General features: G+C 72.3%; 18 protein-coding genes. 6 read left to right on the top strand and 12 right to left on the bottom strand.

The genetic code is table 11. From position 1 onward, the window contains the following. Positions 1-68 precede the first annotated feature (68 nt). Positions 69-1,730 carry an ATP-binding cassette domain-containing protein gene (locus AB0C16_RS10725; RefSeq protein ID WP_357681180.1) on the bottom strand — a complete coding sequence of 554 codons (1,662 nt, stop codon included), beginning with the start codon at positions 1,728-1,730 and terminating at the stop codon, positions 69-71. A gap of 391 nt (positions 1,731-2,121) precedes the next feature. Here AB0C16_RS10725 and AB0C16_RS10720 point away from each other — a divergent pair, with 391 nt between their 5' ends. Continuing rightward, positions 2,122-2,499, top strand: coding sequence for a VOC family protein (locus AB0C16_RS10720; protein ID WP_357681178.1), 378 nt, complete (start codon positions 2,122-2,124; stop codon positions 2,497-2,499). Between the two features lie 85 nt (positions 2,500-2,584). Here the strand turns inward: AB0C16_RS10720 and AB0C16_RS10715 are convergent, their stop codons facing one another. Beyond that, on the bottom strand, positions 2,585-3,379 hold the full coding sequence (locus AB0C16_RS10715; RefSeq protein WP_357681176.1) for an alpha/beta hydrolase: 795 nt from the start codon (positions 3,377-3,379) through the stop codon (positions 2,585-2,587). 73 nt (positions 3,380-3,452) lie between these two features. Here AB0C16_RS10715 and AB0C16_RS10710 point away from each other — a divergent pair, with 73 nt between their 5' ends. Then, positions 3,453-3,632: a hypothetical protein gene (locus AB0C16_RS10710; RefSeq protein WP_357681174.1), complete on the top strand. Its 180-nt coding sequence runs from the start codon at positions 3,453-3,455 to the stop codon at positions 3,630-3,632. Positions 3,633-3,706: 74 nt separating this feature from the next. Here the strand turns inward: AB0C16_RS10710 and AB0C16_RS10705 are convergent, their stop codons facing one another. Further along, positions 3,707-4,897, bottom strand: coding sequence for an inositol monophosphatase family protein (locus AB0C16_RS10705; protein WP_357681172.1), 1,191 nt, complete (start codon positions 4,895-4,897; stop codon positions 3,707-3,709). Positions 4,898-5,097: 200 nt separating this feature from the next. Between AB0C16_RS10705 and AB0C16_RS10700 the strand changes: the two genes are divergently transcribed. Both AB0C16_RS10700 and AB0C16_RS10695 read left to right on the top strand, forming a co-directional pair. Then, entirely contained in the window at positions 5,098-5,571 is a 474-nt protein-coding gene (locus tag AB0C16_RS10700; protein WP_357681171.1) for a GNAT family N-acetyltransferase, read from the top strand. Positions 5,572-5,706: 135 nt separating this feature from the next. Next, a complete protein-coding gene (locus AB0C16_RS10695) occupies positions 5,707-6,387 on the top strand; it encodes a DUF998 domain-containing protein (RefSeq protein ID WP_357681169.1) in 681 nt (226 codons plus the stop codon). Here AB0C16_RS10695 and AB0C16_RS10690 read toward each other — a convergent pair. Beyond that, on the bottom strand, positions 6,378-6,854 hold the full coding sequence (locus tag AB0C16_RS10690) for a DUF664 domain-containing protein (RefSeq protein ID WP_357681167.1): 477 nt from the start codon (positions 6,852-6,854) through the stop codon (positions 6,378-6,380). The two genes, AB0C16_RS10695 and AB0C16_RS10690, sit on opposite strands and share 10 nt — an antisense overlap. Further along, complete coding sequence (locus tag AB0C16_RS10685; protein ID WP_357681165.1) at positions 6,851-7,021, bottom strand: hypothetical protein; 171 nt, start codon at positions 7,019-7,021, stop codon at positions 6,851-6,853. The genes AB0C16_RS10690 and AB0C16_RS10685 overlap by 4 nt, the downstream gene beginning before the upstream one ends. Before the next feature lie 229 nt (positions 7,022-7,250). On the opposite strand from AB0C16_RS10685, the gene AB0C16_RS10680 reads away from it, so the two are divergent. Further along, entirely contained in the window at positions 7,251-7,433 is a 183-nt protein-coding gene (locus AB0C16_RS10680; protein WP_357681163.1) for a hypothetical protein, read from the top strand. After that, positions 7,430-7,885: a DUF998 domain-containing protein gene (locus tag AB0C16_RS10675; protein WP_357681161.1), complete on the top strand. Its 456-nt coding sequence runs from the start codon at positions 7,430-7,432 to the stop codon at positions 7,883-7,885. Before AB0C16_RS10680 ends, AB0C16_RS10675 begins: the two co-directional genes overlap by 4 nt. Positions 7,886-8,034: 149 nt before the next feature. On the opposite strand, the gene AB0C16_RS10670 is transcribed toward AB0C16_RS10675, so the two are convergent. The 7 genes from AB0C16_RS10670 to AB0C16_RS10640 are packed head-to-tail and all read right to left on the bottom strand — an operon-like array spanning position 8,035 to position 16,438. Next, a complete protein-coding gene (locus AB0C16_RS10670; protein WP_357681159.1) occupies positions 8,035-9,261 on the bottom strand; it encodes an ROK family transcriptional regulator in 1,227 nt (408 codons plus the stop codon). Between the two features lie 21 nt (positions 9,262-9,282). Beyond that, entirely contained in the window at positions 9,283-11,097 is a 1,815-nt protein-coding gene (locus AB0C16_RS10665; RefSeq protein WP_357681157.1) for a glycoside hydrolase family 9 protein, read from the bottom strand. Beyond that, positions 11,094-12,062: a BadF/BadG/BcrA/BcrD ATPase family protein gene (locus tag AB0C16_RS10660; RefSeq protein WP_357681155.1), complete on the bottom strand. Its 969-nt coding sequence runs from the start codon at positions 12,060-12,062 to the stop codon at positions 11,094-11,096. The genes AB0C16_RS10665 and AB0C16_RS10660 overlap by 4 nt, the downstream gene beginning before the upstream one ends. Next, complete coding sequence (locus AB0C16_RS10655; RefSeq protein WP_357681153.1) at positions 12,059-13,321, bottom strand: 6-phospho-beta-glucosidase; 1,263 nt, start codon at positions 13,319-13,321, stop codon at positions 12,059-12,061. Before AB0C16_RS10655 ends, AB0C16_RS10660 begins: the two co-directional genes overlap by 4 nt. Beyond that, complete coding sequence (locus tag AB0C16_RS10650) at positions 13,318-14,145, bottom strand: carbohydrate ABC transporter permease (protein WP_357681150.1); 828 nt, start codon at positions 14,143-14,145, stop codon at positions 13,318-13,320. Before AB0C16_RS10650 ends, AB0C16_RS10655 begins: the two co-directional genes overlap by 4 nt. Beyond that, positions 14,142-15,083: a sugar ABC transporter permease gene (locus AB0C16_RS10645; protein WP_357681148.1), complete on the bottom strand. Its 942-nt coding sequence runs from the start codon at positions 15,081-15,083 to the stop codon at positions 14,142-14,144. Before AB0C16_RS10645 ends, AB0C16_RS10650 begins: the two co-directional genes overlap by 4 nt. Further along, a complete protein-coding gene (locus tag AB0C16_RS10640; protein WP_357681146.1) occupies positions 15,083-16,438 on the bottom strand; it encodes an extracellular solute-binding protein in 1,356 nt (451 codons plus the stop codon). Before AB0C16_RS10640 ends, AB0C16_RS10645 begins: the two co-directional genes overlap by 1 nt. Positions 16,439-16,632 lie beyond the last annotated feature (194 nt).

The raw sequence follows: 16,632 nt of genomic DNA, 5'->3' as shown, positions 1-16,632 counted from the left end.
GGGCTGCCCGTGCTCTGCGGCGCCTTCACCGCGACCGAGGCGGGCTGCCGGCGCGGGGCCGCGGGGTCTCAGCCGGCCGCCGCCGCTTCGAGCAGGTCGCGGACCTCCTCGGCGGTGGTCTCCTGAAGCTCCTCCGCGAGGAGCAGCCAGCGGGTGATGCCGGCCGATTCGAGGAAGGGCAGGTCGTGGCTGGCGATCAGGAGCGCCCCCTGGTAGGAGCCGAGAGCGCTCGTCAGCTGCCGCACGCTGGCCGTGTCGAGGTTGTTGGTCGGCTCGTCCAGCATCAGCAGCTGCGGGGCGGGCGTGGCGAGCATCGTCGCCGCGAGGGCCGCCCGGAAGCGTTCCCCGCCCGAGAGGGTGCCGGCCGGCTGCTCGGCTCGTGCCCCCTTGAACAGAAACCGCGCGAGCTGGGAGCGGATGTGGTTGTCGGTGATCCCGGGCGCCAGGCGGGCCACGTTCGCCGCGACGCTCAGCTCGTCGTCCAGCACGTCGAGCCGCTGTGGGAGGAACCGCAGCGGCACGAACGTCCTGGCCTCGCCCGACAGCGGCTCGAGCTCTCCGGTGAGGGTGCGCAGCAGCGTGGTCTTGCCGGATCCGTTGCGTCCGACCAGCGCGACGCGTTCGGGCCCGTGCACGTGGAGGTCGCCCCGGAGGAGCCGGCCGAACCTCGGGCGCAGCTCGCGCAGGCTCAGGACGGTGCGGCCCGCGGGCACGGCGGTGTGGGGCAGGCTCACCCGGATCTCGGCGTCGTCGCGGATCGCGTCCGCGGCCTCCTCGCGCCGCTCGCGCGCCTCGTCGAGACGTTCCTCGTGCAGGCCGCGCAGCTTGCCCGCCGACTCCTGCGCGGACCGCTTGCGTTCGCCGGCGACGATTCTCGGGGCCCGCCGCTGGGCGTCCATCTTCTTGTTGTGCCGCTGGCGCCGGGCCACCTTGATCTGGGTCTCCTCCAGTTCGCGCTTCTGCCGGCGCACGTCCGCCTCGGCGGCCCGCAGCGTCCGCCCGGCCGCCTCCTGCTGGATGGCCAGCGCCTCCTCGTAGGCGGACCAGCCGCCTCCGTACCAGGTCACCGATCCCGATCGCAGCTCGGCGATGCGGTCCACCCGTTCCAGCAGGTCACGGTCGTGGCTGACCACGATCAGCACGCCGGAGCGCCAGGAGTCGACGGCCTCGCAGAGCCGGCGGCGCGCGACCAGGTCGAGGTTGTTGGTCGGCTCGTCGAGCAGCAGCACGTCGGGACGCTCCAGCAGCAGCGCGGCCAGGCACAGCAGGACCGTCTCCCCGCCGGACATCCGCCCCACGGTGCGATCCAGCTCGACGTCGCCGAGCCCGAGCGAGCCCAGTGTCGCCAGGGCCCGCTCCTCGACGTCCCAGTCGTCGCCGACCGTCTCGAAGTGCTCCTCGCGCACGTCCCCGGTCTCGATGGCGCGCAGCGCGGCGCGCCGCTCGGCGATGCCCAGGGCCTGGTCGACGCGCGGGGTGGTGTCGAGGGTGATGTTCTGCGGAAGGTAGGCGAGGCCACCGCCGATCGTCACCGACCCCTGGGAGGGGCGCAGCCGGCCGGCCAGCAGTCGCAGCAGGGTGGACTTGCCGCTGCCGTTGGCGCCGACGAGGCCGACGCGGCCCCGGCCGACGCTGAGGGAGAGGCCGTCGAAGACGCTCGTGCCGTCCGGCCACTGGTAGGACAGGGCGGAGCAGGTCACGGAGGCGGTGGGCGTGGTGGGGTTGGCCATGATGGTTCTCGCAGTCGCACGGGGTGGATGGGGACTTCGTGTGCGAGCACCACGCGGCGACCGGGCCGGAAGAGGGTGCGGCGGCCCTCCGGAGGTGAGGACGGCTCATGCACCGAGGTCGCATCCACGCGGGGTCACGGGCGGCGGGAAGCCGGCTGCGTGACGCGTACGGACAGGGCCGTACCGCGCGATGGTCGCGGACCTCAGATGCGCAACGTCCACCTCTATCGGAGACGACAGGACCCTGGCACTCTACCCCGGCCGCTCGCCCCGAGTCGCCGGGTTTTCGCCGCCAGGTACGCGCGTCCCCACGGCGGGGCGGGGCGCGCAGCTCGGCGGGCCCGGGATACGTTCGAGGAAGAACCGCAACGCGAGCGGAAGGGGCCGTGCCATGGCCGTGCAGCTGAACCACACCATCGTCGAATCCACCGACCGTGACCGCACCGCGGCCTTCCTGACCGACGTCCTGGGGCTCCGGCCCGCGATTCTGTTCGGCCCGTTCCGCGTGGTCGAGCTGGGCAACGGCGTCTCCCTGGACGTCGTCCAGACCAACGGTCCGGTGCACGCCCAGCATTACGCCTTCCTGGTCTCGGAGGAGGAGTTCGACCAGATCTGGGACCGCATCAAGGACCGCGGCCTCACGTTCTGGGCCGACCCGCACCACGACCAGCCCGAGACCGTCAACACCAACGACGGCGGGCGCGGCCTCTACTGGTCCGACCCGGACGGCCACAACCTGGAGATCATCACCCGCCCGTACGGCGGCTGACATCCGTGCGGGCCGGGATGGGCGCGTCCCGACGGCCTTGGCGACGTCGGCCGGGGGCCACTCCGGCCATGGAGGGGCGGGTGTCTCAGCGCTCGCCCCGGATCCGGCCGGCCAGGTCCACCACGGCGCCGACCACCCGTGGGCCGTCCAGGAGGACCGGGTCGTTGTGGCCCGCTCCCGGCACCTCGACGAGCGTGACCTCTCCCCCTGCGGCCTCGGCGACCGCTCTGCTCAGCCGTGGTGGCACGATCGTGTCGCCCGCCCCGTACAGGATCGTGGTGGGGGCCCGTACGGCGGAGATCTGCTCGGCGAGCGGGAAGCGGTCGCGCAGCAGCGGCCGGACCGGCAGGTAGGGATAGTTGACCTGGCCCGCCGCCGCCAGGTCGGTGAAGGGCGAGCGGAGCACCAGCCCGTCCGGCGGACGCTCCGCGGCGAGCCGGGTCATCACCGCCGCGCCGAGGCTCTCGCCGAAGTAGACGACCCGGGAGTCCCCGACGAACCGCCGAGCCGCGAGGACGTCGAGGAACAGGCCCTCCTCGGTCGGGTCGCCGGGGTTGCCGCCGTAGCCGCGGTAGTCGATCAGCAGCACCGGCAGCCCGTGGGCGGCGAGCGCGCGGGCCAGCGGCGCCCGGTGCAGCCTGTTGCCCGCGTTGCCGCCCGCGATCAGCACGGTCACGTCGTGGTCGCCGGGGACGAACCAGGCGCCCAGCCGGATCCCGTCGTCGGTGGTGAACGACACGTCGCGCGCCCCGGGGATCACCTCGGCGGCGGGCGGCACCGCCTCCCCGTCGGGCAGGTAGATCAGCCGGCGCTGGAACACCCACAGCAGCCCGATCAGGACCGCCACCACCACCAGGACGACGACCAGGGTGCGCACCATCGACGGTCACTCCATCACGAGACGCGGTTTCGCCCCACGGTCGCACAAGTCAGTTCTGGCGTCCCGACGGCCGGTGTGGATCGGCGTGGAGATCGGCGCGGCCTGGCGGCACCTGGAGGCGGTCGGGGTGCTGGGGGCCTGGGCCGTGCCCGGCCTGTTCGTGGCGCCGATCGTGCTGCGCCGGATGGCGCGCGGGGAGTCGGGGTCGAGCGTGGCCGAGCGACGCGAGAAGGCTCTGCGGCGGATCGGGTGAGGCGTCTGCCAGGGGCAGGGCTCCGTCCCGGATCTTCTTGGGACCGGCCCGCGCCGGCTCCGGTGGCGGACCGGCTACCGATCAGATGAGACTTGATCGCTGATCATCCGCAGCAACGCGGTGTGCGTCTCTTGGTCGGCCGCCACGACCAGCCCGCCCGCACCGGTGTGCGGTGGCTGGCCGTGGAGGCCGGTCACCACGCATCCGGCGGCTTGGCACAGGGCGATCCCGCCGGCGAAGTGCACGCTGTCGCGCAGGTGGCCGTCGGTGACGTAGGCGGCTCGCCGGCCTGCGGCGACCCAGGCCACCGCCAGCGTGGTGGAGACGACGCGCGGCCGGAACCGCTCGGCGAACCGGTCGTCGGCGAGAAGGCGGACCGCCCGGAAGTCCGGCGCGTTCGGGAACGGTGGATCGAGGTTGACGTCCACCAGGCGCGAAGCGGGCGACGGCCTGAGCTCCTCATCCACTCCGTCGCTACGGACGCAGGCGCGTTCGCCGTCGGTCCAGAACACCTCGTGGGTGAACGGGTCGGCCGATGCCGCCGCCGTGATGCCGGGCCCCACACGCAGGGCGACGTTCACCGCGACCAGCGTGTTCCGTACGGCGTAGTTCAGCGTGCCGCACAAGGGATCGACCAGCCACATCCGCTCCGTGCCGTGGGCGCCCGCGCGCCCGCTCTCCTCGCCCGTGACGGCGTCATCCGGCCGGGCGGTTCGAATGACGTCCAGGATGACCCTCTCCGCTTCGAGATCGGCGTCTGTGGCGAAGTCACCGGCGGACTTCTCAAACCGTGTCAGCCGAGCGCCGTACATCCCGCGCACCACGGCAGCGCCCGCCAGCGCTGCCGTCACGGCCAATTCCGCATCGGTCCAGTGCTCGGTGGAATGAGGGTCCGGAGCGAGATCGGGGTCGATCCGGCGTCGGGCGAGGTCGACTTGAACGATCTTCACGCTGAGAATGGTATCGACCTTCACGGTGGCCGGCCGGTTGCGCAACGGCCCGGACGGGGCCTCCCCGCCGGTCCGCAACAGACCGCCCGATGACCGGTTGGACGCGGCTTGCCGGCCGGTCTCACCGAGTGGGCGGTGCATCCCGGCCCGGGCGACGAGGAGTCCCGGGCGATCGACGACGGCTGGCGCGTGCGGCGCACCGTCCAGTTCGGCTTGCACGTGCCAGGGCTGGGCTGCGTCGTTGTTGCCGAGGCCGTCCAGGAGGTCCCGCAGCCTGAGCAGGATCTCGCTGACGATCCGGTGGTCGTGGGGCACCCGTCAAGCCGGCCATGGGAGCCGGGGGAAGGGATGGTGTTCGTCCGCCCGAACCCGGGGCGCGCGCCGGCCTGCCGTCAACGAAGCCGGCGTGCTGCTGTTCCCTTCGGGAAGGGCGGCTGGACGCCCGAAACGGGCGGGCCGCTGCGCCCAGCGCGTTGACGACAGGCCGCGTCGCGGAGCGGGCTAATGTCTGGTGGATGGGTGACGCGCGCAGGGCGACGGCGGCGGACGCCGCGGAGCTGGTACGCCTTCGAGGAGTGATGCTGGCCGGCATGTCGGGGCAGGAGCCGGTCGGCGAGGAGTGGCGGGAGAGCGCAAAACAAACGCTGCGCCGGCGGCTGGACGAACCCGACCCGACGATGGTCGCCTTCGTCGTGGAACGGCCCGACCGGCCGGGCGAGCTGGCGGCCTGCGCGGTGGGCGCCGTGGAGTTCCGGCTCGGCGGCCCGAGAAACCTCAGCGGCGTGTCCGGGTACGTCTACAACGTCGTGACCGACGAGGCCTACCGGCGGCGGGGCTACTCCCGGCTCTGCGTGACGGCCCTGCTCGATTGGTACCGCGAGCGCGGGATCGGGACCGTCCACCTGCGCGCCTCCCGGGACGGCGAGCCGCTCTACCGCTCCCTGGGCTTCGTCCGCACGCCCGATCCCGCGATGCGGCTCGGGGATTGACGGACGCCGGCTTGCGGTTCGGCGCCTGACCCTGGCGAGGGTTCACACGAGGCCTGTCCTCGCCTCATTGACAAAATAGATTTTTATGTTCAAGCTTCTTTTGAAAATACATCCACCGAAACGAGTGAGACCTCCATGAGTCACCCCCCGAAAGCACCCGAGACCGTCCCCCTCGCCGCCTCCTCCAGCACGACGGCGCTGCTGTGGTGCGGCGTCGCCGCCGGGCCGCTGTTCGTCGCCTCGGTCGTCGTCCAGGAGCTCACCCGCGACGGGTTCGACCCCGCGCGTCACGCGCTCAGCCAGCTGAGCCTGGGTGAGCACGGCTGGATCCAGACGGCCACCTTCGTCGTCGCCGGCGTGCTGGCACTGGCCTCCGCCCTCGGCCTGCGGCGCCTCCTGCATCGCGGGCCCGCCGGAACGTGGGGACCATTACTGATCGGCCTGTACGGGTTCGGAATGATCTGGGGCGGCGTGTTCCCCACCGATCCGGCCGCCGGCTTCCCTCCCGGCACCCCCGACACGGCGAGCGAGCAGAGCTGGCACGGCATCCTGCACAACCTGGCCCCGGTCTTCACCGGCCTGACCCTCATCGCGGCCTGCCTGGTCTTCGCCCGCCGCTTCGCCCGGCAAGGGCGGCACGGCTGGGCCGGCTACAGCCTGCTGACCGCGCCGGCCTACCTCGTCGCCGGGTTCGCCGCCTTCCCGCTGGAGGACATGCGGTGGCTGCTGATCGGCGGGGCGCTGCTCTGGCTGTGGGCCTCGGCGGTGACGCTCCGGCTCATCACCGAATCCCAGGCCGCCGGCGGTCAGCAGTAGCCGGTCTCGCCGTCGAGCAGCTCCCGGACGACGTCGAGGTGCCCGACGTGGCGGGCGGTCTCCTCGACCATGTGGATCAGCATCCACCACAGCGTCGCGGTGGCGGAACGGAAGTCGGGGTGCCGGCCCACCTCGTCCAGCGAATGGGCGGCCACGATCTCGTTCGACACCGCGCACTGCCGCTCGTACTCGTCGAGCAGCCGGGCGAGCCGGACGCCCTCGACCCGCATGTCGGCGTCCTCGGGCTCCTCCTCGACCTGCGGCCCCTCGGCCGGCCGGCCCAGGAAGAGCACCTCGAACCAGGCGTGCTCCGTCCAGCGCAGGTGGGACACGACACCGGCCATAGCCGCGAACCCCGGCGCACCTCGTTTTCCGGCCGGCGGCTTCGCCGGCGATCCCGGTCGCCGACTCCCTTGGTCGCATCGGCCCTCACCGGTTCGATTGGCCGCCTTCGTCAGTCGCCTCACTCGCTTCCCCGGCCCAGGGGGCCGAACGCCACGTTCCTCTCCTGCCCCAGGACCTGGCCACTCGGGCCGTACGCGGTCACCGTGACCGGTGGGGAATCCAGGATGGTGAGCGGCTCGCCCAGCGCGTCCCGGCCGCCGGAGGCGTCCGGGACCGGCCTTCCGGGCACCCGGGCGAGATGAAGAAACCGTTGGCGAGCCTGATCAGGCTGTCGGAGCGAGTGGCGACGAACGCGGTGAAATCTCGTTGCTGGTCGGGGTGCAAAAGGCTCTCCTCGGGTCTCACCCGCATAGATGGCGGCGAGCCCGTGAATCTATGGCGTCGCGAAGCCCCGGCGATCCGGATCCCACTTTATTAAGGATTGACTTATATAAGTTAAAAGTGGCATTCTCGGAGCCGTGCGGGCCTTCGACGTCGACATCTGGCTGGAACGCTTGCGCCGGTTCTGGAGCCAGGGCCTGAACGCGCTGGGCGCCGAACTCGCGCGCGGCGAGCGCGAGCGGCGCGAGCGGCGCGAGAACACCGCCGGGCCCCCCTCCCCGGGCAGGCAACCGCCTACGAAGAACGAGGAGAACACGTGATCGACATCGTCAACCAGATCAACGCCACCCACCGGGAGATCGGCAACCAGGCGGTCGCCACCGGCGAAGAGCGGTCACTGCTGCCGCGCCGCGCCTACGACGCCCCGATCGAGGACGTGCGGGACGCCTGCACCGACCCCTGCCACACCTGGGGACCCGTGATCCAGACCGCCTGGGGCACCGGTGACGACGACGTCGCCGCGGCCGTCTTCTCCGCCGACCCCGTCGACGGCTTCCCGCCGGGGACGCCGGTCGGCCCGCCCTCGAGCATCAGCTGGCACGGAATGGTGCACTTCCTCGTCGCCGGGGTCGCCTTCCTCGCACTGATCGCCGCGTGCTTCGTGTTCGCCCGGCGGTTCGCCGCGGCCGGCCGCCGCGGCTGGGCGGCCTTCAGCACGACGACCGGCGCGCTCTTCCTGGCTGACCCGCACCGGCTGACCCGCACCGGCTGACCCCGCGAGAGACGGGTCGTCGGGCGTGGGTCAGTCAGGAGCGGCACAGCCACCAGGCGTCCACCGCGCCGAACCCTTCTCCACCGAGCACGTCTTCGGCGACGGCGGCCTCCGAGCTCTCCGACCCTCATCCCCTGTCCCTGATCGGGTCAGCGGCCCACCGCGGTGGCCGGGCCGCCGTCGCGGGCGGCCTGCCCGAACACCTCGTCCCTGACCCGGGCGAGCGCCAGGTCCATCGCGCCCACCAGCACCGGGTTGCCCCGGACGGCGGACAGCCGCACTCGCAGCCGCTCGACGTCGAGTGCCCGCAGCTCGCGCTCGACGAGGTCGCGCAACCGCTCGCCCCCGGCGGACACCAGGCTCCCGGCCAGTACGACGAGCCCCGGGTCGACGACCGAGGCGATGGTCGCCAGACCGAGGGCGACCCGGGCGGCCACCGTCCGCAGGCCCGCGACCGCCTCCTCGGCGGCCCTCCCGGTGCCCTCGGCCAGGCGCACCGCGGTCGCCACCGACTCCTGGAAGTCGGCCCCGTGGACGCCGTAGGAACGCAGCAGGTCCTGCACCGCCGGCCCGCCGGCCAGCGCCTGGTAGCCGTGGTGGCCGAACCGGCCGGCGTCGCGGGCCGTGGCGGCGCCGGGGATGGGCATGTAGCCCACCTCGCCGGCGCCACCGAAGAAGCCGCGGTGCAGCCGCCCGCCGATCACCAGGGCGGCGCCGAGCCCCTCACCGGCCCACAGCAGCACGAAGTCCGGGCAGCCGGCCGCCGCGCCGTGCGCCTGCTCGGCGAGGGCGACGAGGTTGACGTCGTTCTCCACGTCGACGGTGACGCCGAGCCCGTCGGCGAGCGTGGGCACCAGGTCGGGGATCTGCCAGCCGGGCATGTCCTCGGCGGTGGCGTAGTCGAGCCTGCCGGTCGTGGGGTCGACGGCGCCCTGCACGCCGATGACGACGCGGCGCAGCGGGCCGGGCGGTTGTGCCGCCCCGACCGCCTCCCGCAGCCGCTCGACCAGGCCGCCGCCGCCCGCCGGCGTCGGGGCGGGTGAGCGGGCCGCGCCGACGACGGCTCCGGTGATGTCGGCCACCTGTACGCCGATCCGCTCGGGTGTGACGTCCAGCGCGGCCACGTACGCGGCGGCGGCGTTGACCCGGTAGACCTCGGCCGTGCGTCCGGGCTGGCCCGCCCGGACACCGTCGTTGACCACCAGGCCCGCCTCCTGCAAGCGGGCCAGGAGCTGGAACGCCGTCGGCTTGGACAGGCCGGTCAGCTCGCTCAGCTCGGGACGGGTCAGCGGGCCTTTCTCCAGCAGGATGCGCAGCGCGGCGCGGTCGTTGATCGCGCGCATCAACCTCGGCGTCCCGTGGACAGGGGGCTTCATGTCACCTCCGTGTCAGGGGCGTCATGTCGACGTCAACGTGAGAGCGTACAGGGCGATGGCCGCGAAATCGTCGGCCGGCTCGGAGGCCTGCCAGGAGCGCACGTCGTCGACGAAGCGGCCGCCGTGCCCGGTGAACCGCTCGTAGCGGTCCACGCGGTCCGCCGGACAGGGTGGCATCTCCTCGAAGTGCCCGCCCAGCCCGTCCTCGAACAGTTTCGCGTCGTTGGGCCCGTTGACGACCGCGCCCGTGGCGGGCTCGCCGGTGATGTTGGCGATCTGGTGGTGCGGGCAGGCGATCGAGCGCTCGCCGGCCCCGGCGACGAAGGACACGCCCCACGGGTTCGCGCCGAGCGCCCAGTTGCGCTGCCGGGTGCCGAAGGCGTCGTAGGCGCCGTCGCCGGTCACCGACCGGTACAGGCGCGCGGTGGCGGCCAGGCCGAACGCGTGCGGGACGGAGTCGAACGTGTCGTAGCGCGCTCCGGCGCGGAACGGGTCCGCGGCGGCGCGGCGGGCGCCGATGTCGAGCTGGGCCTTGAGCCCGGCGATCAGGTCGGCCTCGGAGACGGCGAGCCCGCCGGTCCCGGCCGCGCGCATGGCCTTGACGAGGTCGGCGTGGGCCAGGGCGCTCACGTCGTACAGGTTGAGCGTGTCGCCCGGCTCCTCGTCCAGGTAGCCGCGCGCCCAGCGGGCCGCCTCCGCCAGCCACCGCCCGGCGCGCGGGTCGCGCAGGCGCTGCGCGGCCAGGGCCAGCTCGGCGCCGCCGAGCTGCATGTCGTCGCGCCACACGGTTTCGGGGTAGAAGGCGTGCGGCAGGGAGGTCACCAGCCGGTCCACGCCGGTGGTCCTGGCCATCGCGTAGATGGAGGCGGCCTGGTCGAGCAGCTGGGTGGCGCGCCGGTGGGAGGGTTCGAGCTGGGCGGCCAGGGCGAAGGCGGCGGCCGTGCGCCCGGCCAGGTTCGGGCTGATCGGCTCGCCGGGGGCGGCGGCGCGGAAAACCGGGCGGTGGCGGATGAACCGGTGTCCTGCGGCGTCGTCGCCGTCGTCGGCCTCGGGCAGGCGCCAGATGTCGTGGTCGCCGGCGAACGTGCCCTCGGCGTTGCCGGCGCCGATGCCGACCTGGATGTAGAGGGTCTTCGACTCCTCATCCCACATCTTGTCCAGATATTTCAGGCCATGAGCTGCTTCGTTCCTCAGGGCAGGGCTGGGGGCCTTCCCGTCCCGCTGCGCGGCCCACAGCAGCGTGTCCACGTACGCCAGGATGTGGGTGAACTTGAGGTAGTCGCCCGCGTCGAACCAGCCGCCCTCGACGTCGACCGGCCCGCCGATCTTCGTCAGCCCGCCCTTGATCTGGTCGGTGCCGGGGCCGGTGAACTCGGGCCAGTCGTAGACGGAGGCGGCCCGGTCGTTGAGGTGGCTCGGCCCGCGCGGCGCGTCGGCGCCGTCGCGCTGCAGGCCGAAGAAGCCCAGCACGTCGGCCGCCGTGTTCCGCGACGGCGCGATCTCGAACTCGGCCGACGTCGCGCCGCCGGCCTTGACCCGGTAGCGGCCGGGGGTGCGCAGCCGGGTCAGGTCGAGGTCGTGGACGTGCGGGTAGCGGCTGTTCCAGGCGCCCCGGTCGCGGCCCGCCCGCCCGGTCAAGACCACCCGCCCGCGGCGGTCGACCACGGTGAAGCGCCCCGCCCGGCCGCGCGTCATCAGGTAGGCGTGCTTGCTCTCGTCCGGCCGGTAACCGACCTGGTCCACCCGGACGAGCCCGGGCGCGGCGGCCTGGACGGGGGCGGCGTTCGCGGACGCCAGCAGCGCCAGCGCGAGCGTGGCGGGGATCAGCCTTCTCAACTGCTCCTCCTGAAGTGATCGCGAACCCGGGTCCGCGCGGTCTCGGCCGCGCCGAGCAGGTCCAGTCCGGCCAGGGCGGCGCCCACGACGGGGGGGAGGGTGCTGACCACGACACGCGCGTCCGGCGCGCTCGCGCCGATCGCGGCCTCGATCAGGCCGTGCATGTACGGGTCCCGAGCGGTCAGCACGCTCCCGCCGAGCACCACCTCGGCAGGCGTGTTCAGCAGGTCGAGCCGCTCCAGGCACACCCTGGCCATCACGGCCACCTCCTCGGCCTGCCGCGCGACCACGCGCCTGGCCACGGCGTCGCCGCCGGCCGCGACGGCGAACAGGCCCGGCACCAGCTCGTGCAGCCGGGCCGGGTCCAGCTCACCGAAGTGCAGGGCGAGCACCACCTCCGCGACGCCGGCCGTGCCGAAGTGCGTGACGACCAGCTCGGCCAGCGCCGTCGCCGGGCCGCGCCCGTCCTCCATCCGGGCGGCGTGCCAGAGCACCCATTCGGCCAGCTCCTCGCCGCCGCCCCAGTCGCCGCTGCGCCTGCCGAGCGCGGGGAAGCGCGCCACCTCGCCGGACGGGGAGACGCCGGCGGCGTTCATGCCGGCCCCGCACACCACGACGACGCCCCACGGCCGGGAGGCGCCCGCGCGCAGCACGGCGAAGGTGTCGTTGGCCACCGACACCTCGCCCGCGCAGCCACGCGCCAGGAACTCCCCGCGCAGCGCCTCCTCCTCGGCGGGGAAGTCGGCTCCGGCCAGGTAGGCCGCCATCGCGTCGGCGTACGGCGCGGTCATGCCGTCGCGCAGCGCCCTGGCCCCCCGCTCCACCACGTCCGCGGCGGGGCCCACCCCGGCGCTCTGCGGCACGAACGGGCCGGTCCGGCCCGTGGCGAGCACCGTGCCGTCCTCGGCCACCAGCGCGAGGTCGGTCTTGCTGTTGCCGCCGTCCACCGCCAGGATCGTCCTCACCGCGCTTCCGCCCAGCGCAGGTGCGGTCGGTTGGCCTCCAGCAGCAGCCCGGTCAGCTCACGCGCCAGGTGCTCCTGGCCGACGAGCGGGTGGGCGAGCAGCGCGCCGGCGACCCGGTCGCGCCCCCCGTGCAGGGCGGCTTCGAGGGCGAGCGTCTCGTACGCCGACACGTGCGCGACGAGCCCGGCGTACAGCGGCTCGACGGGGGCGACGGGCAGCGGCACGGCCCCCGAAGCGGTGATCCTGGCCGGGACCTCGACGACCGCCTCGTCCGGCAGGAACGGCAGGACGCCGCCGTTGCGCACGTTGACGACCTGGGTGTCGCTGCGGTCGCCGAGCAGCGAGGCGATGAGCGCCACCGCGGCCTCGGAGTAGAACGCGCCACCCCGCTTCTCCAGCAGCGCGGGCTTGGCGTCGGCGGACGGCGAGGCGTACAGCTCCAGCAGCCGCCGCTCCAGGGCGGCGACCTCGGACGCCCGCGACGGCCCGGTCCGCTGCTCCTCGACGACGAGGTCGTGGGCGTAGAAGTAGCGCAGGTAGTACGACGGCACCGCGCCCAGCCTGGTGATCAGCTCGACCGGCAGGCCGATCTCGCCGGCGATCTCCGGGCCGTGCCGCCGGATCAGCTCCGGCAGCACGTCCGTCCCGTCCAGGCGCACCGAGCGCACCCACGTGAGGTGGTTGAGCCCGGCGTGCCCGAGCGACACCCGCGACGGCGCGACGCCGAGCATGGCGGCGAAGCGGCGCTGGAGGCCGATCGCCACGTTGCACAGCCCGATCGCGCGGTGCCCGGCGTCCAGCAGCGCCCTGGTGACGATGCCGACCGGGTTGGTGAAGTCGACGATCCAGGCCTCGGGCGCGTGCTCGGCGATCACCTCGGCGATGTCCAGCACCACCGGCACCGTGCGCAGCGCCTTGGCCAGGCCGCCCACGCCCGTCGTCTCCTGGCCGACGCAGCCGCAGCGCAGCGGCAGCGTCTCGTCCACCTCGCGGGCCGCTTGCCCGCCCACCCTGAGCTGCAACAGGACGACCGCCGCCCCCGCGACCCCTTCTCGCACGTCGGCGGTCGCGGTCACGGTGGCCGGGTGCCCGGCCGCGCGCAGCATCCGGCGGGCCATGCCCGCGACCGGCTCCAGCCGCTCAGCGGCCGGATCCACCAGGGCAAGCTCGGTCAGCGGCAGGTCCTCCCGCAACCGCGCGAACCCGTCGACCAGCTCAGGCGTGTACGTCGAGCCGCCCCCGACCACGGCGAGTTTCAACCTTTCACTCCCGTCAATGTCACGCCCTCGATGAAGACCCGCTGGGCGAAGAGGAAAACGATGATCACCGGGGCGGTCACCAGCAGGGTGGCGGCCATGGTGAGGTTCCACTGCACGCTGTGAAAGGCCTTGAAGGTGGCCAGCCCGAGCGACAGGGTCCAGCCCTCCTGGTCGACCCCGGCGTACAGCAGCGGCCCGTAGTAGTCGTTCCAGCAGTAGAAGAACGAGAACAGCGCCACCGCCGCGATCGCGGGGCGGGCCATCGGCAGGATGACGGTGAACAGGATCCGCACGTCCGAGCAGCCGTCCACTTTCGCCGCGTCGGTGTAGTCGCGCGGGATCGTGAGGAGGAACTGGCGCAGCAGGAAGATCGAGAAAGCGTCACCGAAGAGCATCGGCAGGATGAGCGGCCACAGCGAGTCCGTCAGGTCCAGCCGCGCCCACACCAGATAGATCGGCACCGCGACGACCTGCGGCGGCAGCATCATCGCGCTGATCACGACGAGGAAGGCCGCCTTGCGCCCGCGGAAGCGGAAGCGGGCCAGGGCGTAGGCCGCGGGGACGGACGAGACGAGCATGAACAGCGTCGCCAGCGAGGCGTAGACGAACGTGTTGACCGTCCAGGTGAGCAGCTCCGAGCGGGCGAAGACCTCGCCGAAGTTGGCCCAGTTCCACTGCTCGGGCCACAGCCGGCTGGTGAGCGCCTGCTCGTCGGTCATGAGCGCGGTCAGCGCCACGAACACGACCGGGCCGAGGAACGTCAGCGCGAGCGCGATGGCCAGCGCGTGCTGCGCGATCCACATCAGGGCGCGCCTGCGCGTCATGACGTTCCCTCCGCCCGGCTGAACTGGCGCAGCAGGATCAGCGTGAACAGCATCGCGACCGCGAACAGCAGCAGCGCGTGCACGCAGGCCAGCCCCATCGACCAGTCGCGGAAACCGGTGTGGAACAGGTGCTGGGGCAAGGTGAGCAGCGAGCCGTCCGGGTAGCCGGGGGTGAACGTCGTGCCGGCCGAGTCGGTCGCGCCGGAGGCCACCCGGGAGGCGATCATCGCCTGGGTGAAGTACTGCACGGCGTAGATCACGCCGGTGACCGCCGAGAACATCAGCACGGGGGAGATCACCGGCAGCGTGACGCTGCGGAACTGCCGCCAGCTTCCCGCGCCGTCGATCGCGGCCGCCTCGTACAGGTGCCTGGGCACGTCCAGCAGCGCCGCCAGGAAGATCATGATGGTGTTGCCCGCGCCCCACAGGGCGAGCAGGGTGAGGCTGGGCTTGGCCCAGGCGGCGCTGCCGAACCAGTCGGGGCCGGTGATCCCGAACCTGGCCAGCAGCTGGTTGACCGGGCCGGTCGCCGGGTTGAGCAGGTACACGAAGGCGACCGTGCCGGCCACCATCGGCACCAGCGACGGCAGGTAGAAGATCGTCCGGAGGATTCCGCCGCCGATCTTCAGCTTGACCAGCAGCTGCGCCACACCGAGCGCGAACAGAACCTGGGCCGGGACCATGAACACCACGAGCCAGAGGGTGTTCAGGGCCGACTGCAGCACGCGGGCGTCGGAGAAGGCGTAGCGGTAGTTGTCCAGGCCGACGAACTCCAGCGTGAACAGGTCATACCGGTGGAAGGAGAAATACACCGTGGACAGCAGAGGGTAGACGAAGAAGACCGCGATGCCGATGATCCACGGCGACAGCCACAGGAGGGCGCGCACGCCCTCGCCGCGCCACCGGCGGGGCGGCGCGACGCGGGTGGAGACCATCATCAGCCCCCGGAGAGCTTCAGCTTGTCGTTGATCCGCTTGTCCACCCCGGCCAGCCCGGCGTCGAGGTCCTTGACCGTGCCCTTCTCCCACTGGATGAGGAAGGTGGAGAAGGCGTCCTGGTTGAAGACGCTGTTGACGTTGGCCGGCAGCGTCGAGGTCTTGGGGTGGGCGAAGATGTCGAGGAAGGTGGCGAAGTTGTCGTCCCTGGCCAGGTCCGGGTGTTCCATGGCGGCCTGGGTGGTGGGCACGTTGCGCAGGGCGTTCGACAGCGTCACCAGCGACTCGGTGTCGGTGGTGAGGTGTTTGACCAGCTCCCAGGCCTGCCGCGGGTGCTCGGCGCCTCTCGGCACGCCGATCACGGTCCCGGCGGTGAAGCCGCTGCCGTACAGGTCGGGCTGGTCGTCGGCGACGGGCAGCGGGGCGGTGCCGTAGTCCATGTCCTTCGCCACCGAGTCGTTGGCGATCATGGCGTTGCGCCACTCGCCGTCGAGCACCATGGCGACCTTGCCCTTGAAGAACGGGTGCTCGGCGCCCCACTCGTCGCCCAGCCCCTTGCGGAACTTCTCCAGCTTGTCGTAGCCGTACCAGTCGACCAGGTCCTTCTGCCAGCGCAGGAGCTGCTTCCAGGCGGGGTCGGCGCCGATGGCCGAGGTGCCGTCGTCGTTGTACCACCGGGCGCCGACCATGGGGCCGAGGTGGCTGGGGGAGTTCTCGTAGTACTGGAAGCTCGGGATGAACCCGGCGACCTTGATGTCGCCGTCGGCGTCGCGGACCGTGAGCTTCTTGGTCAGCTCGGTCAGCTCCGACAGGGTCTTCGGCGGCTGCTCGCCCTTCATCAGCGCCTTGTTGTAGTAGAGCCCGTACGCGTCGGCCAGCAGCGGCATCGTGCACCGCCTGCCCTCGAACTCGGTGTAGGCGCGAGACGCGGCCGGCAGCACGCTCAGGTCGATGCCGTCCTGCTCGATGACCGGGGTGAGGTCCTGGAACGCGCCGCTCTTGCACCACTGGGCGACGTTGTCGGTGGTGAACGAGGCCGCCACGTCGGGCGCCTTGCCGCCGCGGATCGCCTGGGTGATCTGGTCGTCCTGGATGCCCTTCTTCATGGTGACCTTGATCTGCGGGAACTTCTTGGTGAAGCCCGCGACCGCCTCCTCGAACGCCTTCGTCTCGACGTCGGTGGAGAAGCCGTGCCACAGCTCCAGCGTGGCGGCGGGCAGCGCGGCGGCGGCCGGGCCGGTGCCGCTCGTCGTGGGTCCGGGCTGGGCGCCGAGCGACGGCGGCGCCTCCTTGCCCGCGGTGCATGCGGTCAGCGACAGGGCCAGCAACCCGGCCGCCGCGAGAGGGACGAAGCGCACGAGGGTCTCCTATGAGCTGGTGTGTGGGGGGTTACGTCGTCCGCCGGAGGATTAGTAAGGATTCCTAACTTGCTAGGGACCGTAAGCGGGAAGCGGGGCATGGTCAAGCCCCCGAAATCAACTCGTGACGTCACACGGACACCGTGATCTGCATCCGTCAGGGTAGGACCCTTAACTAACTAGGAGTGATACGG

Origin of the sequence: Nonomuraea sp. NPDC048916 (genome assembly GCF_040649575.1) — a bacterium.
Taxonomy (GTDB): Bacteria; Actinomycetota; Actinomycetes; order Streptosporangiales; family Streptosporangiaceae; genus Nonomuraea.
Note: the sequence above shows the minus strand (reverse complement) of the source record. Positions and strands in the feature narration are given on the sequence as shown.